Source organism: Paenibacillus sp. HGH0039, assembly GCF_000411255.1.
Lineage (GTDB): Bacteria > Bacillota > Bacilli > Paenibacillales > NBRC-103111 > Paenibacillus_F.
The window spans coordinates 675,652-696,421 of sequence record NZ_KE150412.1 but is presented as its reverse complement, the minus strand read 5'-3'; the positions used below and the strand labels follow the sequence as shown (position 1 = coordinate 696,421).

Sequence of the window (20,770 nt, the reverse complement as noted above, 5' to 3'; positions counted from 1 at the left end):
CCCGTAAAATCACGATGCATACCGTTTTGTTTAGCGGTAAAATTGTAGTATGCTAATCATACTGGAACGAGAGATATAAAGGGAGGGGCGGAAATGGCTTCACTTGGTTTGGTGCTTGAGGGCGGAGGAATGCGCGGCGTTTATACCGCGGGGGTTCTCGAGTATTTAATGGAGAAGGACTGGTACGTTCCTTACGTAATCGGCGTTTCTGCCGGCGCATGCAATGCGGCATCGTATCTTTCCCGGCAGCCCGGGCGCAATAAGAAAGTCACGATCGGTTTCATTACCGACCGTAGATATATCAGTTACCGCAATCTGATCCGGGAAAAGAGCATCTTCGGAATGGATTTTATCTTCAACGAGATCCCGAATAACTTGGTTCCATTCGATTTTCAAACCTTTTACGGAGAAAGTCATGAACTGGTCATCGGAACGACGGATGCGCTAAGCGGAGAAGCAGTCTTTTTCCGGAAAAACGAAGCGCCCGAAATGTCGCTTTCGCTTATCCGGGCTTCAAGCTCGCTGCCGTTCGTCTCTCAGCCCGTGCTGTATCAGGAGAGAACGCTGTTTGACGGCGGCATCACGGCACCCATTCCGATTCATCAGTCGATGAAAGACGGGAACGAACGCAACATCGTGGTGCTCACCCGGCCGAAGGGCTACCGGAAGAAACCGTTCAAACAGCAGTGGCTGGCTCAGCGGTTTTATCCGTCCTATCCGGGTCTTGTCCGTGCAATGGTGGAGCGCAGCCTGGTTTACAACCGGACGCTGGATGAAATCGAGCGGCTGGAACGGGACGGCAAAGTCATCGTGATCCGTCCGTCAGCTCCGTTCAAGGTAGGGCGGATGGAGAAAGATGCGTCCAGGCTCGAAGCGCTGCACGATCTGGGCTACAAAGATGCCTCGGAAGCGAAAGAAAAATTGCGGGAGTGGCTGTCTTAGCGGACAAGCCCTGCTCTTTACCTGGACAAACGGGGACCGTATGCTATAATAGACCCAGAAATGCACGACAACCGAATAAGACGCAGGGGTGCTGGAATCGGCCGGCTGAGATTGTATCCCATAAAGATACTGACCCTTACACCTGATCTGGATAATGCCAGCGTAGGAAACCGTACGGATACTATCGACTTTATGTGCGCTCCCGATCAGGGGGCGCTTTTTGGCTTGTCTGCGGATAAAGAAGGAGAGAAGACGATGAAACGGGTCATACGTACAACAGCGCTTGCCGCGGCTTTTGCCGTTGCGCTTGCCGGATGCGGCAAATCAGGGGGAAATGAAGGGGCGCAATCGTCGCCGGAAGCGGCTCAGACGCCTGCAGCGGTTCAGAAAACGGACATCAAAGTCGTTCTGGACTGGTCGCCCAACACGAATCATACCGGCCTCTACGTCGCTAAAGCCAAAGGTTATTTTGCGGAAAAAGGGTTAAATGTAGACATCATCCAGCCGGGAGCGGGAGGCGCGGACGCCATGGTCGCTTCGGGTGCAGCGGACTTCGGCGTAAGCTACCAGGAAGGAATTACGCAGGCCCGTACGCAAAGCGTGCCGATCGTTTCCATTGCGGCGATTATTCAGCACAATACGTCGGGTTTCGCCTCTCCGGCCGCTAAAAATATCAAGAAGCCCAAAGATTTCGAGGGCAAAACATACGGCGGGTGGGGATCTCCGGCCGAGAATGCGATGATCGACTCGCTGATGCAGACCGATAAGGCCGATCCGTCGAAGGTGAAAATCGTCAACATGGGCGACGCGGATTTCTTTACCGCCGTGAAGCGCGATATTGATTTCGCCTGGATTTATTACGGTTGGACAGGCATTGAATCCGAGCTTCGCAAGGAGCCGTTGAATATGGTTTATCTTACCGACTACTCGAAACAGCTCGATTACTATACACCGGTCCTCGCCACCAGCGAGAAAGTGATCAAAGAAAAGCCCGAGCTCGTCAAATCGTTCCTGGAGGCGGCTTCGAAAGGCTACCAGTTCGCGATCGACAAGCCGGAGGAGGCGGCGGGAGTTTTGTCCGAAGCGGTACCGGAGCTGGACAAAAATCTCGTGCTCGCCAGCCAGAAATGGCTGAGCCCGAAATACAAGGACGATGCTCCGCGTTGGGGCGAGCAGAAAAAAGAGGTATGGGAAAATTACGCGAAATGGATGCTCGATCACAAGCTTCTGGAGAAAAGCCTGGAAGCCGATAAGGCCTTTACGAACGAGTTCCTGCCCGCTTCCGGCAAGTAATGTCCGAAGCGGTGAAAATGTTCATCCGATTTGCCTTATACGTTCATACATGATGCCGTTCTGCCAAGTGCGGCGAGGAGGATTTTCTTATGGCTAATGCACTCGTCAGTATTCAGATTATCCCGAAAACGAAAAACGGGGAAGATGTGATCCCTTATGTGGACCGCGCAATCGAAGTGATTCAGCAATCCGGCGTCAAGCACGAGGTTCATCCGCTGGAAACGACGATGGAAGGCGATTTGAACGAGCTGCTGGACGTGATCCGGAAAATGAACGAAGCGATGATCGAGTTCGGCAGCCCCAATGTCATCTCGCAAGTGAAGATCTATTTCAATCCCGAGGGCGCATCGATGGACAAGCTGACGGAGAAATATCGTCCATGATCCGATCCTTATGGAAGAAAGGATGGCCGCCTTTACTGACGGCCATCCTTCTGCTGCTTTTATGGCAGCTTGGCGTCACTTGGGCCGGTACGCCGGCCTGGAGGCTTCCGGCGCCCCTGCAGATCGTGGAGGAAGGCATCCGGCAGGCGCCCCTGCTGGGCAAGCATGTGAGCTTTACGGTCTCCATCACGCTGCTTGGCTTTGCAATCGGCTCGGCGCTCGGGCTGCTCATCGCCTGCCTGCTTCATGTGATCCCCGGAATGAAAGCGGCCTTCTATCCGCTGCTGGTCTTGTCCCAGAACGTTCCGACGATCGCGCTGGCTCCGCTCTTAATGATCTGGTTCGGCTTCGGACTGCTGCCGAAGCTAATTGTCATCACGCTTGTCTGTTTCTTCCCGGTAACGGTAGCGGCGCTCGGAGGGCTGTCAAACCCCGATCCGGGCATGCACCGTTACCTGGAAATGATCGGAGCACGGCGCAGCCAGCTGTTCTGGAAGCTGGAGCTTCCCTACGCGCTGCCGTCCGTCTTCTCGGGGCTCAAAATTTCCGCCACTTACAGCGTCATGGGCGGGGTAATCGCCGAATGGCTCGGTTCCGACAAAGGAATCGGCGTTTTTATGCTGCTGGCCAAGTCTTCTTTCCGCACGGACCGCGTGTTCGTGGCCATCTTCCTTATTGTCGTTCTGAGTCTCCTTCTGTTCGGAGCCATCGTGCTGCTGGAAAAATGGACCGTCCGCTGGAAACCCGATAAACATTAGGAGGAGTGAAACGATGAAAAAGCTGGAATTAAAAGAGATTTCCAAGTCGTTCTCCACAGGTGGGAGCGATACGAAAATTCTTAACGGGATTAACCTTCATGTAAATGAAGGGGAGTTCGTCTCCCTGATCGGTCCTTCCGGCAGCGGGAAAACGACGCTGTTTCATCTCATAGGCGGATTGATCCGGCCTTCGTCGGGACAGATTGTTATGGAGGGCAGCGACGTGACCGGCAGGAAGGGGCTTGTCAGCTATATGCCCCAGCAGGCGTCTTTGTTTCCGTGGAGGAATGTGGAAGAGAACGTGATCCTCGCCCGGGAAACGGCAGGCTTGCCCAAAGCGGAATCGCTGGAGCTGGCCAGGGAATGGCTGGCTAAAGTAGGTCTGCAAGGCTACGAGAAGGAGCATCCTCATGTCTTGTCCGGGGGAATGCAGCAGCGTGTCTCGTTTCTGCGGGCTCTGCTCAGTCCTCAGGAGCTGATGTGCCTGGACGAGCCGTTCGGTGCGCTGGATGCGTTGACGCGTGAGGAAATGCAGCACTGGCTGCTTAAAATATGGGAACAGAATAAGCGCTCCGTACTCTTCATTACGCACAGTCTGGAAGAGGCTCTGCTGCTTTCGGACCGCATCTATCTGCTGTCGGATAAGCCGACCAGGATCGAAAGAGAGGTCATCGTTCCTTTCGAGCGTCCGCGTGCGCTCACGATTACGGAAGATCCGGCGTTTATCTCGATGAAAAGAGAACTGATCAATCTGATGAAGTCCGTAGGAAGCGGAAGCTGAAACATTCAGCTCCTCTGCCTGCGGGCTGTCTTGTATATCCGCACGCAAGTCACGGAGTAAACGGAAACGGAGGTCGAAAGAAATGAACAAAACGATGAGTGAATCGATCAAGGAACCGATGAATGAAATGAAGAGGGACGAACTCGGAGCCGGCGGTGATCGTAAGGCGAACGGCCCGGAAAAACTTCGCTATATCGATGCTCACATCCATCTGGAGCAGTATGGAGAGCAAGAACGTTCCTTGATTTTCCAAGATATTGCGGACGGTATTCCCGTCTCCATGCTGCTAGCCGTGTCCATGAACCTCCCTTCATGTCAGAGAACCCGGGAGCTTTACCGCCGGTATCCCCACATAGTCCGGCCCGCTTACGGATTTCATCCCGAGCAGCCGCTTCCCTCGGAGGATGAGCTTGCGGAGCTGCTGGCCTGGATGGAGCAAACCGTTCACGAAGCCGCGGCTGTAGGGGAAGTCGGTCTGCCTTATTACATGCGAACGGAAGTTGAGCAGGCCGGGCAAGCGTTTTATATACAGCCTTACATTGATTTGCTGGAGCGCTTTATTGCTTTTGCCGCTAAACACAACAAGCCGGTCGTTCTGCACGCCGTTTACGAAGATGCGGACCTTGTGCTTGACCTGCTGGAAAGGTACCAAATAGAACACGCTCATTTTCACTGGTTTAAGGGTTCTGAAAAAACAGTCGAACGTATGATCGGTTTAGGGTATTATATATCTATAACCCCGGATATCTTCTACGAAGAGGAAATCAGGCGGTTGGCGGCCCGCTATCCGCTGGAGCTGATGATGGCCGAAACGGACGGTCCATGGCCGTTCGAAGGAACATACGACGGCAGAATGACACATCCCCTGATGGTGGCTGACGTAGTACGACATATTGCCGGGATTAAATCGGTCGCGGTAGAAGAAGCGGCTGCGCAAATGTACGGCAACACGTGCACCTTCTATAGGCTGCAGCCGCAGGCTTCCGGGTGACAGATTATGCAGGAAACGGGAGGGGTACATACAAATGGAGCTTGTACGATGCGGTTGGGTCAATCAGGACCCGCTCTACGTGAATTATCACGATCACGAATGGGGAGTTCCGCAGAGGGACGACCGGAAGTTGTTTGAAATGCTGTGTCTCGAAGGCGCTCAGGCGGGTTTGAGCTGGTATACGGTGCTTAAGAAGAGGGAGCATTACCGGAACGTTTACGACGGGTTCGACGCGGAGAAAATTGCGGGATACGGCGAGGACAAACTGGCCGAGCTGCTTCAGGACCCGGGAATCATCCGTAACCGGTTGAAAGTAAACGCGTTTGTCCGCAATGCGCAGGCGTTTCTGAAGATCAGGGAGAAAACCGGCAGCTTTGCGGACTATATCTGGAGCTTTGTGGATGGGCAGCCCGTACAGAATCATTGGAGTTCGCTGCACGAAGTACCTGCGAGCACACCTCAATCGGACGCGATGAGCAAAGCGCTAAAAAAAGACGGATTCACTTTCGTGGGCTCGACGATTTGTTACGCGTATATGCAGGCATCGGGACTTGTCAACGATCATTTGACAACCTGCATGTGTCATCCGTCTAACCCTAAATAAAAAAGGCCGTTCTTAAGCGGGTTGAATGGATGCCGGGAAAAATCAAGTTAAAAGAGGAATCATTCATAATCGTTCGAGTGGAACAGGATTGGAATACGAGAAGAAACAAGGGAACCTCCGCAGCCGGGGGTTCCCTTTTGATTACTAGAGGGGGCGAACCGGGCGGTTCAGGCGTACATCAGGATCTTCTCCTGCAGGCTTACACGGATGAATTCGATGCGCTTGCGGATATAAAAATCGAGTGCCGCGCCTTTAAGCTCTTGGGGAGAAACACGAGTGTCTGTATCGTTATCTATAATGGTGACGGAACCGTCATCAAAAAACTTAAAAGTCAAATCATCCCATTGAGCATTCGTTTCGCCCAGCAGGTCGTTGATCTGCCATGAATGAAGAGCTTCCGTATCATTCAACATTTTCTGAAACCAAAAATCGCGTTCGATGAAGCGAACATTTTTCCACAGACTCATAGCAAAACCCTCCTTGGGACGCATACGATAAGTATGCGAACGAATGTTTGTTTTTAGTATATCAAACGTTTGTTCCCGTGTGAAGTAGTTTTGCCATATTTTTTCTGAAAATGGCAATCATTTTCGTGGAAAATCCGTCATTTTCTATCCGAAAGCGGGAATAATAGGGCAAACGAATGTATGGATCAATTGGAAAATACCCAAACCGCTTTGAAAAATACGCTTAAAATGGCGAAAACGAAAGCAGTCGGAAGCAAACAAGGTGTTCTGCAAAGCGGAATGATGAACAATAAGGAATTATTTTCAATATAAAGCGTCCTGAAAAAAGAACAATTTTCCGTTTTATAGAGCGCTTTCAAAAAGAGTGTTTACAGAATCCATGAACGGAGTTATGATAAAAACATATCTTGTATACAAGTATACCAGAAGGGGAATTAGACATCATGAGAATTGGTATGGTCGGTTTGGGTAAGATGGGTTACAATCTCGTTCAAAATTTGCTCCGTCACGGACATGAGGCAGTCGTATTCGATAAAGATCCCGCTCCGGGAAAGCGGCTCGCCGGGCTTGGCGCCGTTTCGTCGGAAAACTTGGAGGAACTGGTAGCGAACCTTCCCGCTCCCAGAACGGTGTGGATGATGGTACCCGCAGGTAAAATCGTCGACAGCGTGATTGATTCGCTGCTTCCGCTTCTTCAGGCGGGCGACGTGCTTATCGACGGCGGAAACTCCCACTATAAGGAATCGGTGGAGCGTTCCGAAAAACTCGCCGCGCACGGGATTCATTACATGGATGTCGGAACTTCCGGAGGAACGGAAGGAGCCGAACACGGCGGCTGTTTCATGATCGGGGGAAACAAGGAAGCGTTCGAGAAAATCGAGCCCCTGTTCCGCGACATGGCCGTCGATAAAGGGTACCTCTATGGAGGCAAAAGCGGTTCGGGCCATTTTCTCAAAATGGTTCACAACGGAATCGAATACGGGATGATGCAGGCGATCGCGGAAGGCTTCGAAGTGCTGGACAAAAGCGGCTTCGACTTCGATTACGAGAAGGTAGCCGAAGTTTGGTCGAACGGTTCCGTTATCCGGGGCTGGCTGATGGAGCTGGCCGGACAGGCTTTCTCCAAAGATCCCAAGCTGGAAGGAATCCGCGGCGTTATGCAGAGTTCAGGCGAGGGCAAATGGACCGTGGAGACTGCGCTGGATCTCGGAGCGAATGCGCCGGTGATCGCGATGTCGTTGTTCATGCGCTACCGTTCGCTGGAAACGGACACGTTCCACGGCAAGGTTGTGGCCGCGCTTCGTAACGAGTTCGGCGGACATGCCGTCGTACGCAGCGGCGATTGAGACGAACGCATACGGACCGCAGGTCGGCTGACCTGAAGCTTGCCCGGCATGGATGCTCCGGCTGAAGATATGCTACAATTGACATGACTTCGGAAGGCGGGAAAAGAAGGCCCTTTGGCCGGCTTTTCAACCGCCGGACAAGGTCAGCGTACCTTTAGCCCATTGGTAAGGAGAGTTGTGCATCATGCGTTATCCGTCTGCGTGGCTCAGAGGCGTTTCTTTGGGAGAGTCCATCGCCAGCGAATTAAGGCTGCAAATTATTAACGGGAGCATCAAACCCGGTGAAGTGATTTCCGAAAACCGCATAGCATCCGACTTCGGCACAAGCCGTTCGCCTGTCAGGGAAGCCCTGAAAGCGTTGTCCATCGAAGGTTTGATCCGTCTGGAACGAATGGGAGCCGTCGTGCTGGGGCTAAGCCAGACAGATGTGCAGGAGCTGTACGATGTCCGTTTTATTATCGAGAGTTTCGTGCAAGACAGGCTCGCACAGGCAAATCAGGCATCTCTGATCGGTAAATTGAACCAGATTATCGACAGGATGGAGCTGGCGGTCAAGCACGGCGACCCCGAGGATTTCGCCTTTCAGGACATCACGTTTCACGAAACGATTATCGAAGCGGCCCGTCATAAAAGGGTGCTGCACTTGTGGACCAGCATCCGGCAAATCGTCATCACGGTTCTGCTGATTACGACGGATGAAATTTTTTCGCAAGGGGAAGAGAAGCTCCTGGACGTAATCGAGAAGCACCGAGCCATCGTGAGAGGTCTTGAAACTCATGATCCGGCGGTCATCGGGCAAGTGGTCCGCAATTATTTCGCCGATTCACGGCAAACTCTTGAAAACAGTTTACCTTCTTAAAAAACAGGGGAAAATGTAAGCGGCCGGTAAAAGGACGCTTGCACACGAATAAACTTGTCGACATGTATACAACATGCCTATGTCGGCGTTAACCGAATGAAAGCGCTATTAGACGATAAAAGTTTTTGAATCACACATCTGGAGGTCAGTCATGAACAGCATTTTCGGACTTAGTCATTCCGTCACTTTATTAGTCTGGACTCTGATTTCGATTGTGTTTTTAGTGGTGTTTATCGCTAAATTCAAATGGAATCCGTTCGTTACGCTCATTATTTCGGCTCTCATGCTCGGCCTCTTGTCCGGAATGAAAGCTCAGGATGTCATTAAGGCGGTCACCGGCGGGTTAGGCGGCACTTTGGGCACGATCGCGATCGTCATCGCGCTGGGCACCATGCTCGGCAAAATGATGGCGGAATCCGGCGGCGCCGAAAAAATCGCGACGACCCTGGTCGACCGGTTCGGTGAAAAACGCGTCCACTGGGCCATGATGGTGGTCGGTTTTATCGTCGGAATTCCCGTATTTTTCGAAGTGGGGCTGATTCTGCTCATTCCGATCGTCTTTACCGTGGCACGCAAAACAAAAATGCCGCTTCTGCAGATCGGGATTCCGATTCTGGCCGGTCTTTCGACGGTGCATGGCCTGGTTCCGCCCCATCCCGCGCCGATGATCGCCATCGATGCGTACAAGGCGGATTTGGGCAAAACGATTCTTTACTCGCTGCTGATCGGACTGCCGACCGCGATTATTGCCGGACCGCTGTTCGGTAAATTTATCGGGAAACGGATTAAGGCCGAACCGCCGGCCAAATTGGCCGAACAGTTTGCCGTAAACGAAAACCGGAATCTGCCCGGCTTCGGTATTACGCTGTTTACGATTCTCCTGCCGGTTATTCTCATGCTGATCGGTTCCGTTGCCAACATTGTCGATCCGAAAAGCACGAGCAGCCTGACCGTTTTCTGCGAATTCATCGGGCATGAAATTATCGCGCTGCTGATCGCCGTCGTGTTTTCTTTCTTCTCGCTCGGCTTTGCCCGCGGCTTCAAAAAAGAAGACATTTCACGCTTCACGAGCGAATGTCTGGCGCCTACGGCGACGATTATCCTCATTATCGGCGGTGGCGGCGCGTTCAAGCAGGTTCTGATCAGCAGCGGCGTGGGGGCGGCAATCGCCGAATTCGCCACGCAGGCGAACGTTAACGTGATCCTGTTCGCGTGGCTCGTGGCGGCGCTGATCCGGGTTGCCACCGGCTCCGCGACGGTAGCGATGACGACCGCGGCCGGTATTGTAGCGCCGGTGCTTGCGCAAACGCCGGGCGCTAACCTGGAGCTTGTCGTGCTTGCGACCGGCGCCGGCTCCATCGTCCTGTCCCACGTCAACGACGCCGGGTTCTGGATGGTGAAAGAGTTTTTCAACCTGTCCGTTCCGCAGACCCTGAAATCATGGACGGTCATGGAAACCCTGCTGTCCGTTATCGGACTGGCTTTTATTATGATGCTCAGCGTGATTATCTAAGAAACGTTCCACAGACAGCCCGGACACATGCGTCCGGGCCGTCAGTCTTAACAGAGAAAGAAGGAGTAGGAAATGAACAGCATGACCCGCTATATGATCGGAGTCGATATCGGAACAACGAGCACTAAAGCGGTGCTTTTCGAAGAAAACGGAAAGGTCGTCGCCAAAGCGGGCGACGGCTATCCTTTATATACCCCGACCTCGTCTACAGCCGAGCAGGACCCGGATGAGATCTTCCAGGCCGTCCTGAAATCGGTGAGAGGCGTCATGGACCGAGCCCGGGTACTGCCTGGCGAGGTTCTTTTCGTTTCTTTCAGCTCTGCCATGCACAGTGTGCTTCCGGTAGACACGGAAGGAAAACCGCTCATGCGCTGCATGACATGGGCGGATAACCGGAGCGCGGAGTGGTCGGGGCGGCTCAAGAAAGACCTGGGCGGCCACGAGCTTTACCTGCGCACGGGCACGCCGGTCCATCCGATGTCTCCGCTGACCAAGCTGATGTGGCTCCGCCACGACCATCCCGAGATTTTCGGCAAAACGGCCAAATTCATTTCGATCAAAGAATATGTATTTGCCAAGCTGTTCGGGACGTATCTCGTCGATCACTCGGTCGCTTCGTCCACGGGCCTTTTCAACCTGCAGGCGCTGGACTGGGACGCGCAGGCGCTCGAGCTTGCCGGGATCACTCCCGACAGGCTGTCCAGGCCCGTACCGACGACTCACATCGTCGAAGGCTTGAGCGCGTCTTACGCGGCCGAGATGGGGCTTGCGCCGTCTACGCCGTTTGTCGTCGGAGCGAGCGACGGCGTCTTGTCCAACCTCGGCGTAAACGCGATTGAGCCCGGAGTCGTCGCCGCGACGATCGGAACCAGCGGAGCCATCCGCACGGTCGTGGACCGGCCCGTAACCGATCCGAAAGGGCGCATATTCTGCTATGCGCTGACGGAGTCGTACTGGGTGATCGGGGGGCCGGTCAACAACGGGGGAATGCTGTTCCGCTGGGTGCGCGACGAGCTAGCCGCCTCGGAAGTGGAGGCCGCCAAGCGGCTCGGCATCGACTCCTACGATCTGCTGACGCAGATCGCCAGGCAGGTTCGTCCCGGGTCCGACGGGCTTCTTTTCCATCCCTACTTAAGCGGGGAGAGGGCTCCTCTGTGGAATCCGGACGCGCGGGGGTCTTTCTTCGGCCTGACCCTGCACCACAAAAAGGAGCATATGATCCGTGCGGTGCTGGAAGGGGTCATTTTCAACCTGTACACGGTGCTGCTGGCCATGGAAGAGAAAATCGGACGCCCGGCGAGAATACACGCCACCGGCGGCTTTGCGCGTTCGGCTCTCTGGAGGCAGATGATGGCCGACATTTTCGATCAGGAGGTTATCATTCCCGAAAGCATCGAGAGCTCCTGCCTGGGGGCGGCCGTGCTGGGCTTGTATGCGACAGGCCGCGCGGATTCATTCGGTGTCGTTTCCGGAATGATCGGAGCAACGCATAAGCATGAGCCGGATAAAGCCAATGCCCGTATTTACCATAAGCTGCTCCCGATCTTCATCGGCCTGTCGCGCAAGCTGGAAGATGAATATTCGGCGATCGCCGCTTTCCAGCAGGAAGTTTTTAAGGATAAAAACGAACCTGTCAATTAGATGGTGAAAATCTTTATAAAATTAAAGCATAACGGAAAATTCCGTTATGCTTTTTTGGTTTAAATAACTATTATTTTGATGTCCGATAAATATAATTAATCAATAGAATTAAAAAAGTGTTCACCTCTTCTTCAAATAAGCTTGAAGACGCTTCCTTTTCATGTAAGAATGGAATAGATTCAACCTTATAGATGTGGAGGAGAAGGAGAAGCATGTCAAAACTTAAAATCGGCGTTATTGGTGCCGGCTCGATTTCCGAACTGCATTTCGGCGCGTACGCCAAAAATGCGCAAGTCGAAATTCATGCCGTTTGCGATTTGAACGAAGAGCGGGCCAAAGAGAAAGCTAAACAATACGGTGCATTGAAAACGTTTACCGATTACAAACAACTTCTGGCCGATCCCGAAATCGATGCCGTCAGCATCTGCACCTGGAACAATACGCACGCGGAGATCAGCAAAGCGGCCGTAGAAGCAGGCAAGCACGTGCTCGTTGAGAAACCGCTGTGCAAAACCGTGGAAGAAGCGCACGCCGTGCAGGAAGCCGTCCGCAAGTCCGGCAAAGTGCTGCAGGTCGGTTTCGTACGCCGTTTCGGCACGAATACGAATGTTGCGAAACGCTTTATCGATTCCGGCGAACTCGGTTCCATTTACTACGCCAAAGCTACCGTGCTGAGACGCCTGGGCAATCCCGGCGGATGGTTTTCGGACGTGGAGCGTTCCGGCGGCGGTCCGGTTATCGACATCGGCGTTCATGTGATCGACCTGTGCTGGTACCTGATGGGCAAACCGAAGGTAAAATCCGTTTCCGCCGTTACATATGACAAATTAGGCAACCGTTCACATATCGAGAATTTGAATTTCTATAAAGCTGCGGATTACGATGCGGCAAAAAATACGGTCGAAGACATGGCGTCCGCCCTGATCCGTTTCGAAAACGGCGCGGCGCTGTCCGTTGAAGCCAGCTTCACGCTGCATGCGAAGAAAGACGAGATTTCCGTCAAGCTGTTCGGAGACCAGGGCGGGGCCGAGATCGAGCCGGAACTGATGCTCGTGACCGAGAAGCACAATACCATTCTGAATGCGACGCCTCAGATCGATCATCTGACGTTCGACTTCGAAGCGGGTTTCCGCCGTGAAATCGAGCACTTCGTGGACTGCTGCCTGGGCAAGCATGAAACGATTTCGCCTGTGGAAGACGGTCTGGAACTGATGAAAATTCTTTGCGGAATCTATGAATCCAGCGCAGCCGGCAAAGAAATTCAAGTGAATTAATTTATAGTTGAGGGGAGAACTCCAATATCATGAGTATCCGCGTTCCGAACCCGATCGGGGTTATCGTAGACAGCTTCGGGCTTCCCGTCCGCGAAGGTCTTCAGAAAGCGAAGGAAGTCGGCGCCGACGGCGTACAGATTTATGCCGTTAAGGGCGAGATGTACCCGGACAACCTGACTGCCGCGCAGCGCAAGGAGCTTAAAGCTTACATCGATTCGCTCGGGCTGCAGGTCTCGGCGCTCGTAGGCGACTTCGGGGGACACGGCTTCCAAGTCCGGGCCGAGAACAAAGAAAAAATCGAGAAATCGAAGCGCGTCCTGGACCTGGCTCTGGAGCTCGGCACCAATATCGTGACGACTCATATCGGGATCGTTCCGTCCGAGAAGGACGACGTTTACGAAGCGATGCAGGAAGCGTGCGAAGAGCTGGGCCAATACGCCAAAAGCGTGGACGCTTACTTCGCGATCGAAACCGGTCCTGAGCCGGCCGCTCACCTCAAGAGCTTCCTGGATACCCTCAGCACGAACGGAGTATCCGTCAACTTCGATCCGGCCAACATGATTATGGTGACGGGCGACGATCCGGTCCAGGGCGTCTATACGCTGAAAGACTATATCGTTCATACGCACGTAAAAGACGGCCTGCGCCACAAAGAATTCGATCCCCGCATCCTGTACGGCGCGGTCGGTTTCGAGCCGATGGCGCATGAACGAATTGCCGATATGCTCCGCGAGGGCGAATTGTTCGAAGAACTGCCGCTTGGAGAAGGCAAGGTCGACTTCGACCGCTACTTCCAGGCGCTGCAAGAAATCGGTTATCAGGGTTACCTGACGATTGAGCGCGAAGTGGGCGACGATCCTGCGGAAGATATCCGCAAGGCGGTCGAATTTATCAAGGCTTATCGTTAAACCGGCAAGACGCCAATAAAAAAACCTTTCCGGCCGGTTATCCGGCGGAAAGGTTTTTCGTTCCTGTTCGTCGTTCTTAGAACGCCGGCAGGACGGAGCCTTGGTATTTGTCTTCGATGAATTTCTTCACTTCAGGCGTTTGCAGAGCTTTGATCAGCTTCTGAACCGCTTCGGACTTCGCATTGTCTTCGCGAGCCGCGATAATGTTGGCATAAGGGGAATCTTTGTCTTCTACGAAGAGAGCGTCTTTGGCAGGAACCAGCTTCGCTTCAAGCGCGTAGTTCGTATTGATCAGGGCAAGATCGACTTCGTCCAGAACACGCGGCAGCATAGCCGCTTCGAGTTCTTTGATTTTGAAGTTCTTCTTGTTTTCTACGATATCTTTCACGGTTCCGGCGATGCCGACGCCTTCTTTCAGCTTGATCAGGCCGTTCTTCTCCAGAAGAACCAGAGCGCGTGCGCCGTTGGAAGGATCGTTCGGGATGGCGATCGTTGCGCCGTCTTTCAGTTCGCCAAGCGCCTTCACTTTACGGGAATAGCCGCCGAACGGTTCGATATGAACGTTGCCAACGCTGACAAGTTTAGAGCCTTTGCTTTTATTGAACTCTTCCAAGTAAGGAAGATGCTGGAAAAAATTGGCGTCCAGCTGTTTCTCGTTAAGCTGCGTGTTCGGCAGAACGTAGTCCGTAAACACTTTAATGTCCAGGTTAACGCCTTCCGCTTTCAGTTTGTCTTTAACGGACTCCAGAATCTCGGCTTGCGGTACGGCAGTCGCGCCGATTTTCAAGGTAACGGCGGCTTTCTCGCCGGTACCTGCGCCGGAAGCCGGTGTAGTCGTAGCCGAAGGTTCGGCTTTTTGTTTGCCGCAGGCTGCAAGAGCCGTCATTGCGACGATCAGAAACAAGACGATCAGTGAACGTTTTTTCATAAGGGTTTCCTCCTTGGATTCGGTTATCTATCGCATCATTTGCGCGTGAAATAGAGAACGAAACGGTCTCCGATCATCTGCAAAATTTGCACGAGAATAAGCAAAATAACGACGGTCGCGATCATGACTTCCGTCTGGAAACGCTGGTACCCGTAGCGGATAGCCAGGTCACCGAGGCCGCCGCCGCCGACCATACCGGACATGGCCGTGTAGGATACGAGCGTAACGGTGGTGATCGTAATGCCGGCGATAAGGCCGGGAAGAGCTTCCGGCAGCAGAACGCGGCGGACGATCTGGAATCGGCCCGCGCCCATGGACTGGGCGGCTTCGATAATGCCGCGGTCCACCTCGCGCAAAGCCGTCTCGACGAGACGCGCGAAGAAAGGCGCGGCCGCGATGACAAGCGGCGGAATCGTTCCCTTGACGCCGATGGAAGTGCCGACGAGAAGCTTCGTCAGCGGAATCGCGGCGATCATCAGAATGATGAAAGGGAAGGAACGCAGCACGTTGACGATAAACGAGATGACGATGTTGAACGTGCGGTTTTCCAGCAGACTTCCTTTCGAAGTCAGATAGAGCAGCACGCCGATCGGCAGCCCGATCACGAACGTGAACAGGGCCGAAAGGCCGAGCATCATCATCGTATCGTTCGTGGCGGTTCCGATTTCGCTCCAATCGATTTTAGACCAATCCATTCGAATACACCTCCACATCCAGGCCGTGCTCGCGCAGGAGACGGATCGTATTCTCCGCCGCATCCCGCGGGCCCTGCAGTCGAACGACGAGCTGGCCGTAAGGCGTGTTTTTCATTCGGGAAATGGTTCCCTGCAGAATGGAGAACGTCACGCCTGTCTGCTGAACCGTTCTGGATAAAATCGGCTCGTACGTAGTTTCACCGAGAAAGGTGATTTTCAGCACCGTGCCGTCCTGGGCGGGAACTCCCGCAGTGTCCGGCTTGTCGATCTCAACCGAATCCGCAACCTGTTCGATGAACTGCCGGGTTACGTCGTGGCGCGGCTTTAGGAATACTTCCGCCACAGGCCCGTGCTCCACGATCTGGCCTTCATGAATGACGGCAACGCGGTCGCAGATGGAGCGGATCACCTGCATTTCGTGCGTAATGAGCACGATGGTGATCTTCAGCTTGCGGTTGATGTCCAGCAGCAGATTGAGAATGGAATTCGTCGTTTGCGGGTCGAGTGCGGAAGTCGCTTCGTCGCACAGCAGGACGTGCGGGTTCGTCGCAAGTGCGCGTGCGATGCCGACACGCTGCTTCTGGCCCCCGGACAGCTGGGACGGGTACTTCTTGCCGTGCTCGGTCAGACCGACCAGGGCAAGGAGCTCGGCGACGCGGCGCCGTGCTTCTGATTTGGCCGTACCGGCCAGGCGAAGCGGGAATGCGATGTTCTCTTCCACCGTGGCGGAGGAGAGGAGATTGAAATGCTGAAAGATCATGCCGATCCGGCGGCGCTGATCTTGAAGCTTCTTGGTACTGAGTTTCGTCAGGTCAACGCCGTCCACGACGACGCTGCCCTCGGTCGGGCGCTCCAGGAGATTGATCGTCCGGAGCAGGGTGCTTTTGCCGGCGCCCGAGTGGCCGATAATGCCGTAAATCTCGCCTTTATCAATCGTGAGATTAATTTCTTGCAGCGCGTGTGTTATGCGGGATCCGCTGCCGTATTGCTTGCGCAGCTTCCTGATTTCGATCAATTGCTTCACCTTCTTTGCTTGAAAATAAGAAAAAGCCCATTTTGTAAAGACAAAAAGGGCTTTTCCGGTATCGAAAACGACCTTCTCATCTGCCAGAATCCGCCTGGATCCTGAAGGAATTGGCACCATTGTCATCGCGCATATTGCTGCGATCGGTTGCCGGGCTTCGCAGGGCCTTGTCCCTCCGCCACTCTTGATAAGAATCGGTATAGTATGAGGTTGTCCTAAATTAGACGGTAAAACGACAATTCCGAGTATAACCTAAGGATTTTTTGAAGTCAACGGTTATTTTACCCCTGGTAAATATAAACAAGTAGGAGATGTGCAGCATGGCTTTCATTCAATGTGATTTTTATTCCGAAGTACTCGGCATGTCCACTTCTATCCAAGTGATTCTGCCTCAGCAGACGACCAGTCAAATCGGGTTGGAAGGCAGCGCAGGGGGGCGTAGGCACCCGACCTTGTACCTGCTGCACGGATTGTCGGACGACGATTCGATCTGGATGCGGAGAACGGCTATCGAGCGGTACGCCGCCCCTCTCGGGCTGGCCGTCGTGATGCCGAATGCGGCGCGCAGCTTCTATACGGACATGGAGAACGGGTACGATTACTGGACGTTCCTGTCCGAAGAGCTTCCGCAGGTTTGCCGCTCCTTCTTTCCGCTGTCGGACCGCCGGGAGGACAATTTCGTGGCCGGTCTGTCGATGGGAGGCTACGGAGCTTTCAAATGGGCGCTGAAAAAGCCGGATCAGTTCGCGGCCGCCGCCAGTTTGTCGGGCGTGACGCAGGTGAAAGAGATTGAAACACGGTTCCCCAAAGATTTCCGGCTCGTGTTCGGAAACAACCAGGAGCTGCTGGGAGCAAGCGATCTGTTTGCGCTGGCCCGTCATGCGGCGGAGAAGAAGACGGAGCTGCCGGCTCTTTACCAGTGCTGCGGGACGGATGATTTTCTATACGAGGAAAATATCGCCTTCCGCGATTATGTGCAAAGTCTGAATATTCCCCTCCTTTATGAAGAGGAAGAGGGGAGGATCCACGACTGGAGCTATTGGGATCAGCAGATCAGCCGGGTTCTGGAATGGCTTCCGCTCAAGCGTCAGACCGAGTAGAACGCCTTGCCGTTACACGGGCTGCGTGCCGCAACCGAAAAAAAGCTTCCCCGCCGTATGGCTGGGGAAGCTTTTTGTTTCGCGCCGGGTTTCGCGCCGGACGTTTATGCTTCGAGTTCAATCTCGAACGTTTTGATTTCATAAGGCTGGAGCACGAAAGAAATCGTTCCATCATGGACGACAGGCCCTTCGGGCTTCTCCATCAAGTTCGTTTCCCGCCAGGAAGCGATGCGGAAATCGCTTGTCAGTTCAAGTGCGTTGCGGCTTCCGGAGTAATCGTGAACACGGACGATGACTTTGCCGGAATCCTCGGCTTTTTTGACGGCCGATATCATGGCGGTGTCTCCCGACAAAGTGAACATCGAACGGGACGGAACTTCCGCGGTTCCCGCTGAAGCCCGGAGCGGGCAGTTCAGCATCCACGCCTCTTTCACGGTCTGGCCCTGCAGCCAATCTCCCCGGTGGGGCAGCAGGGAATAGGTGAAGGCATGATGACCCTGGTCCGCATGGGTATCCGGATGGGTCGCGCATTTGATCAAGGTGAGGCGCATCACGTTCCCCTTGATGTCGTATCCGTACTTGCAGTCGTTGAGCAGGCTGACGCCGTAGCCCCGGTCCGAAAGATCGGCCCACTGGTGCCCGACGGTCTCGAAACGCGCCCAGTCCCAGCTCGTGTTCCAGTGATTCGGACGCTTCACGTTGCCGAACTGGATGTCGAAGGTCGCTTCCGTTGTGCGGATATCGACGGGGAAGGCCGCTTTCAGCAGCTGCTTCTGTTCATGCCAGTCGGCTTCCGTCACGAAATCAATGCGCGGGTGGCTGCCGTACACCACCAGATCTTGGCTGATCGACGAATTTCGGTACACCCAGTTGAAGCGGATCACGGCACGAAGCGGCCCTTCCTCGACCAGTTCGGCGCCCTTGAAATCCCGGATTTCCTGCATGTTTTCCTGATAAAAGAGGTCGATATCCCACGCCTCGTGAGCGAGCGGCTTATCCTCGAAAAGCTGGAGCACGTTGCCCTTTGCGCCCGGCGCCAATACTTCACGCCGCTGATTTTTATCGTAGATGCGGGTCAATTGACCCTGCGCGTTCCATTCCAGCACATAAAACGGCGTCTCAATCCCGCTGTGATTCCACGCGAAAGGACTCGGTGATTCCGCTTGCCCGGAACCCCCTGCGAACTTGACGGTGGTGTAGCCCATCGGCGGAATGTTTTTCACTTCTACGGTCCACACCTCTTCGTGAAGCTGCGCCTGAAGCACGCTGCCTTGCAGGTCGAGCCATTGCCCGGATACTCCCTGCTGCGGAGCCGCAATCGTCACGAGCTCCGTTACCGCCCAGGGAGACGAATTCCAGACGGTGTAGGCAGAAGCGCCGGAAGGGTCCTTGCCTGCGGCGATCGCTTCAACCGCCTGCGTGTCGACGGCGCGGCCGATCGCTTCCGCTTCTTCATACTCGATAACGCTGTCCTCGTACACTTCACGGATAGAAGAACCGGGAATGATGTCGTGGAACTGGTTGCGGAGAATGATTTTCCAGCCTTCGGTAAGTTCCTTGCCTTTGTACAGGCTCCAATCGTTATGCAGAACGCTCTGCATGGCATTCAGCCATTCCGCTTCGCGGTAGGCGAGCTCCAGCTTGCGGTTCATCCGTTTGTTGTAAGCCTGGCTTGTGTAAGTGCCCCGGTGATACTCCAGGTACAGTTCCCCATCCCACGTGTGCATGTATGCATCGGTGTCCGCCGCTGTTTCCTGCAGCCTTTCGAAGTAGGCGTCGGCGCGTCCCGTCTCCACGTTCGGCAGGCCCGGCAGGCTGTTCAGTCTCCGGCGCATCTCCAGCATGTCGCGGTTGACACCGCCGCCTCCGTCCCCGTAACCGTAAGAGAGCAGAAGTTCCTGGTTCATTTCCTTATCGCGGTAGCCGTCCCAGATTCCTTTCACGGTTTTCGGGATAATTTGACCGTTGTACGTGTAGAACCAGGAGTCGGGCCCGGACCACGGCTCCGGCGTCGTAATGAAGTGAGTGAGCACCTCGGAACCGTCGATCCCGCGCCAATGGAACGTGTCGAACGGCATCCGGTTGTACTGGTTCCAGCTGATTTTCGTCGTCATAAACGTATGAATGCCGGATTTCTTCAAAATTTGCGGCAGGGACCAACTGTAGCCGAAAACGTCCGGAAGCCACAAGTATTTGCATTCCGTGCCGAACTCGTCCGCGAGGAAGCGGGTGCCGATCAAAAGCTGCCGGACCAGCGATTCGCCGGAAGTAAGGTTGCAGTCGGCTTCCAGCCACATGCCTCCGCCCGCTTCCCAGCGGCCTTCCGCCGCACGCTCCTTGATCGCTTCGTACAGCTCGGGGTAATCCTCCTTGACGTACTCGTACAGCTGAGGCTGGGTCTGCAGGAAGGTGTAGTCCGGGAACATCTCCATGAGCCGCATCACGGTGGAGAAAGAACGGGCGCATTTCTCCCGGGTATGTTTAAGCCTCCACAGCCAGGCCACGTCGATGTGCGTATGGCCGACACAGGTGACGGTCACATCGGATCTTTTGTCCATCCGCTCGATCCGTGTAGTCAGTTCGGTTCTCGCGGCATTTACCGACACGTAAAAATCTTCGGAACCGGGCTCAGTCCAGTCCATGAGCTTGAACGACTGATTCAGGGCATGAAGCAGCGCCGTCCTTTCGGGAGCGTTGGCATCCAGAATGCGGACGGTATCGAGTGCCGCCTGCGCGGTGAAGTACAGGTCGTCCGTGGCCTCGTCCAGCCAGCAAAATTCGGCCTGCCGGATGGCATGCGTCTGATCCTGGGGCTGCCCGCCACCTTCCAGTCCGGACCACAGGCGGAACAGGAGCTGCCGGGATGTACCCGCCGCATCGTCCGGGAGGAACACTTCCTTGTGATTGGAATCGACGCCCTGATACGGCTTGCCGTTCCAGTAAAACAAGGACTCGAACCCGGAGTTGTTGCCGCCGCCCGTATCGCCGAAATCGAAGCGGCCGAGAATGCGTTTGCCGGACCAGTCTTGCGGGATATGTATTTCAGCGGACAGCCACAAATAAAGATCGCGGCCCGTCCACGTATTTCCGACGTTCATCGTCTTCCAGTCCTCAGCGGGAGCGGGAAGGCTCGGATTGATTTCTTTGCGTTTGTCTTCAAGGGAAAGAAAAGACGGAATGGGATGCTTATCCCGGTAGCGAAGCTCGGATAGTTCACGGATACGCGATTGCAATTTGTGTTCGGTGAGGAACATGTCGAAGAA

General features: G+C 54.3%; 20 protein-coding genes and 2 riboswitches. Of the genes, 15 read left to right on the top strand and 5 right to left on the bottom strand.

Going from position 1 to position 20,770, the window contains the following annotated elements:
* The first annotated feature begins 93 nt into the window (after positions 1–93).
* The 7 genes from HMPREF1207_RS02785 to HMPREF1207_RS02755 all read left to right on the top strand — a co-directional run bounded on the left by HMPREF1207_RS02785 (position 94) and on the right by HMPREF1207_RS02755 (position 5,752).
* Positions 94–942, top strand: a complete 849-nt coding sequence (locus HMPREF1207_RS02785) for a patatin-like phospholipase family protein (RefSeq protein WP_009672801.1) — start codon at positions 94–96, stop codon at positions 940–942.
* Positions 943–1,016: 74 nt separating this feature from the next.
* A riboswitch (TPP riboswitch) is annotated at positions 1,017–1,129 on the top strand.
* Between the two features lie 68 nt (positions 1,130–1,197).
* Positions 1,198–2,235, top strand: coding sequence for an ABC transporter substrate-binding protein (locus tag HMPREF1207_RS02780; RefSeq protein WP_016423434.1), 1,038 nt, complete (start codon positions 1,198–1,200; stop codon positions 2,233–2,235).
* Positions 2,236–2,324: 89 nt separating this feature from the next.
* Positions 2,325–2,618: an MTH1187 family thiamine-binding protein gene (locus HMPREF1207_RS02775; RefSeq protein WP_009672780.1), complete on the top strand. Its 294-nt coding sequence runs from the start codon at positions 2,325–2,327 to the stop codon at positions 2,616–2,618.
* Positions 2,615–3,376, top strand: coding sequence for an ABC transporter permease (locus tag HMPREF1207_RS02770; protein WP_009672896.1), 762 nt, complete (start codon positions 2,615–2,617; stop codon positions 3,374–3,376). Before HMPREF1207_RS02775 ends, HMPREF1207_RS02770 begins: the two co-directional genes overlap by 4 nt.
* 13 nt (positions 3,377–3,389) lie before the next feature.
* Complete coding sequence (locus tag HMPREF1207_RS02765; protein WP_009672710.1) at positions 3,390–4,157, top strand: ABC transporter ATP-binding protein; 768 nt, start codon at positions 3,390–3,392, stop codon at positions 4,155–4,157.
* Positions 4,158–4,239: 82 nt separating this feature from the next.
* Positions 4,240–5,148: a TatD family hydrolase gene (locus tag HMPREF1207_RS02760; RefSeq protein WP_016423433.1), complete on the top strand. Its 909-nt coding sequence runs from the start codon at positions 4,240–4,242 to the stop codon at positions 5,146–5,148.
* 34 nt (positions 5,149–5,182) lie between these two features.
* Positions 5,183–5,752: a DNA-3-methyladenine glycosylase I gene (locus HMPREF1207_RS02755; RefSeq protein WP_009672879.1), complete on the top strand. Its 570-nt coding sequence runs from the start codon at positions 5,183–5,185 to the stop codon at positions 5,750–5,752.
* Between the two features lie 167 nt (positions 5,753–5,919).
* Here HMPREF1207_RS02755 and HMPREF1207_RS02750 read toward each other — a convergent pair whose 3' ends face one another.
* Entirely contained in the window at positions 5,920–6,219 is a 300-nt protein-coding gene (locus HMPREF1207_RS02750; RefSeq protein WP_009672748.1) for a hypothetical protein, read from the bottom strand.
* 180 nt (positions 6,220–6,399) lie between these two features.
* Here HMPREF1207_RS02750 and HMPREF1207_RS30520 point away from each other — a divergent pair, with 180 nt between their 5' ends.
* The 7 genes from HMPREF1207_RS30520 to HMPREF1207_RS02720 all read left to right on the top strand — a co-directional run bounded on the left by HMPREF1207_RS30520 (position 6,400) and on the right by HMPREF1207_RS02720 (position 13,760).
* Entirely contained in the window at positions 6,400–6,531 is a 132-nt protein-coding gene (locus tag HMPREF1207_RS30520; RefSeq protein ID WP_269212163.1) for a hypothetical protein, read from the top strand.
* A 131-nt stretch (positions 6,532–6,662) separates the two neighbouring features.
* Complete coding sequence (gnd, locus tag HMPREF1207_RS02745) at positions 6,663–7,565, top strand: phosphogluconate dehydrogenase (NAD(+)-dependent, decarboxylating) (RefSeq protein ID WP_016423432.1); 903 nt, start codon at positions 6,663–6,665, stop codon at positions 7,563–7,565.
* Positions 7,566–7,749: 184 nt separating this feature from the next.
* A complete protein-coding gene (locus tag HMPREF1207_RS02740) occupies positions 7,750–8,424 on the top strand; it encodes a GntR family transcriptional regulator (RefSeq protein WP_009672720.1) in 675 nt (224 codons plus the stop codon).
* Between the two features lie 151 nt (positions 8,425–8,575).
* Positions 8,576–9,937, top strand: coding sequence for a GntP family permease (locus HMPREF1207_RS02735; protein WP_009672839.1), 1,362 nt, complete (start codon positions 8,576–8,578; stop codon positions 9,935–9,937).
* A 72-nt stretch (positions 9,938–10,009) separates the two neighbouring features.
* The gene (gene gntK / locus HMPREF1207_RS02730; RefSeq protein WP_009672699.1) at positions 10,010–11,578 is read left to right on the top strand and encodes a gluconokinase; all 1,569 of its coding nucleotides are present in this window, start codon (positions 10,010–10,012) and stop codon (positions 11,576–11,578) included.
* Between the two features lie 212 nt (positions 11,579–11,790).
* Positions 11,791–12,852 carry a Gfo/Idh/MocA family protein gene (locus HMPREF1207_RS02725; RefSeq protein ID WP_009672843.1) on the top strand — a complete coding sequence of 354 codons (1,062 nt, stop codon included), beginning with the start codon at positions 11,791–11,793 and terminating at the stop codon, positions 12,850–12,852.
* Positions 12,853–12,881: 29 nt separating this feature from the next.
* Positions 12,882–13,760 carry a sugar phosphate isomerase/epimerase family protein gene (locus tag HMPREF1207_RS02720; protein ID WP_009672725.1) on the top strand — a complete coding sequence of 293 codons (879 nt, stop codon included), beginning with the start codon at positions 12,882–12,884 and terminating at the stop codon, positions 13,758–13,760.
* Between the two features lie 76 nt (positions 13,761–13,836).
* Here HMPREF1207_RS02720 and HMPREF1207_RS02715 read toward each other — a convergent pair whose 3' ends face one another.
* The 3 genes from HMPREF1207_RS02715 to HMPREF1207_RS02705 are packed head-to-tail and all read right to left on the bottom strand — an operon-like array spanning position 13,837 to position 16,398.
* Positions 13,837–14,688 carry a MetQ/NlpA family ABC transporter substrate-binding protein gene (locus HMPREF1207_RS02715; RefSeq protein WP_009672888.1) on the bottom strand — a complete coding sequence of 284 codons (852 nt, stop codon included), beginning with the start codon at positions 14,686–14,688 and terminating at the stop codon, positions 13,837–13,839.
* A gap of 35 nt (positions 14,689–14,723) precedes the next feature.
* The gene (locus tag HMPREF1207_RS02710) at positions 14,724–15,383 is read right to left on the bottom strand and encodes a methionine ABC transporter permease (protein WP_009672848.1); all 660 of its coding nucleotides are present in this window, start codon (positions 15,381–15,383) and stop codon (positions 14,724–14,726) included.
* Positions 15,370–16,398 carry a methionine ABC transporter ATP-binding protein gene (locus HMPREF1207_RS02705; protein ID WP_009672706.1) on the bottom strand — a complete coding sequence of 343 codons (1,029 nt, stop codon included), beginning with the start codon at positions 16,396–16,398 and terminating at the stop codon, positions 15,370–15,372. Before HMPREF1207_RS02705 ends, HMPREF1207_RS02710 begins: the two co-directional genes overlap by 14 nt.
* An 82-nt stretch (positions 16,399–16,480) precedes the next feature.
* Positions 16,481–16,601: riboswitch (SAM riboswitch) on the bottom strand.
* Positions 16,602–16,727: 126 nt separating this feature from the next.
* On the opposite strand from HMPREF1207_RS02705, the gene HMPREF1207_RS02700 reads away from it, so the two are divergent.
* The gene (locus HMPREF1207_RS02700) at positions 16,728–17,507 is read left to right on the top strand and encodes an alpha/beta hydrolase (protein WP_009672790.1); all 780 of its coding nucleotides are present in this window, start codon (positions 16,728–16,730) and stop codon (positions 17,505–17,507) included.
* Between the two features lie 104 nt (positions 17,508–17,611).
* Here HMPREF1207_RS02700 and HMPREF1207_RS02695 read toward each other — a convergent pair whose 3' ends face one another.
* Positions 17,612–20,761 (bottom strand): alpha-mannosidase, encoded by a 3,150-nt coding sequence (locus HMPREF1207_RS02695; protein ID WP_009672741.1) that lies wholly within the window; start codon positions 20,759–20,761, stop codon positions 17,612–17,614.
* Between the last annotated feature and the right edge of the window lie 9 nt (positions 20,762–20,770).

Coding starts and splice junctions, on each gene's coding strand:
- HMPREF1207_RS02785 (WP_009672801.1), top strand. CDS start 94: ATGGCTTCACTTGGTTTGGTGCTTGAGGGCGGAGGAATGCGCGGCGTT.
- HMPREF1207_RS02780 (WP_016423434.1), top strand. CDS start 1,198: ATGAAACGGGTCATACGTACAACAGCGCTTGCCGCGGCTTTTGCCGTT.
- HMPREF1207_RS02775 (WP_009672780.1), top strand. CDS start 2,325: ATGGCTAATGCACTCGTCAGTATTCAGATTATCCCGAAAACGAAAAAC.
- HMPREF1207_RS02770 (WP_009672896.1), top strand. CDS start 2,615: ATGATCCGATCCTTATGGAAGAAAGGATGGCCGCCTTTACTGACGGCC.
- HMPREF1207_RS02765 (WP_009672710.1), top strand. CDS start 3,390: ATGAAAAAGCTGGAATTAAAAGAGATTTCCAAGTCGTTCTCCACAGGT.
- HMPREF1207_RS02760 (WP_016423433.1), top strand. CDS start 4,240: ATGAACAAAACGATGAGTGAATCGATCAAGGAACCGATGAATGAAATG.
- HMPREF1207_RS02755 (WP_009672879.1), top strand. CDS start 5,183: ATGGAGCTTGTACGATGCGGTTGGGTCAATCAGGACCCGCTCTACGTG.
- HMPREF1207_RS02750 (WP_009672748.1), bottom strand. CDS start 6,219: ATGAGTCTGTGGAAAAATGTTCGCTTCATCGAACGCGATTTTTGGTTT.
- HMPREF1207_RS30520 (WP_269212163.1), top strand. CDS start 6,400: ATGGATCAATTGGAAAATACCCAAACCGCTTTGAAAAATACGCTTAAA.
- gnd (WP_016423432.1), top strand. CDS start 6,663: ATGAGAATTGGTATGGTCGGTTTGGGTAAGATGGGTTACAATCTCGTT.
- HMPREF1207_RS02740 (WP_009672720.1), top strand. CDS start 7,750: ATGCGTTATCCGTCTGCGTGGCTCAGAGGCGTTTCTTTGGGAGAGTCC.
- HMPREF1207_RS02735 (WP_009672839.1), top strand. CDS start 8,576: ATGAACAGCATTTTCGGACTTAGTCATTCCGTCACTTTATTAGTCTGG.
- gntK (WP_009672699.1), top strand. CDS start 10,010: ATGAACAGCATGACCCGCTATATGATCGGAGTCGATATCGGAACAACG.
- HMPREF1207_RS02725 (WP_009672843.1), top strand. CDS start 11,791: ATGTCAAAACTTAAAATCGGCGTTATTGGTGCCGGCTCGATTTCCGAA.
- HMPREF1207_RS02720 (WP_009672725.1), top strand. CDS start 12,882: ATGAGTATCCGCGTTCCGAACCCGATCGGGGTTATCGTAGACAGCTTC.
- HMPREF1207_RS02715 (WP_009672888.1), bottom strand. CDS start 14,688: ATGAAAAAACGTTCACTGATCGTCTTGTTTCTGATCGTCGCAATGACG.
- HMPREF1207_RS02710 (WP_009672848.1), bottom strand. CDS start 15,383: ATGGATTGGTCTAAAATCGATTGGAGCGAAATCGGAACCGCCACGAAC.
- HMPREF1207_RS02700 (WP_009672790.1), top strand. CDS start 16,728: ATGGCTTTCATTCAATGTGATTTTTATTCCGAAGTACTCGGCATGTCC.
- HMPREF1207_RS02695 (WP_009672741.1), bottom strand. CDS start 20,761: ATGTTCCTCACCGAACACAAATTGCAATCGCGTATCCGTGAACTATCC.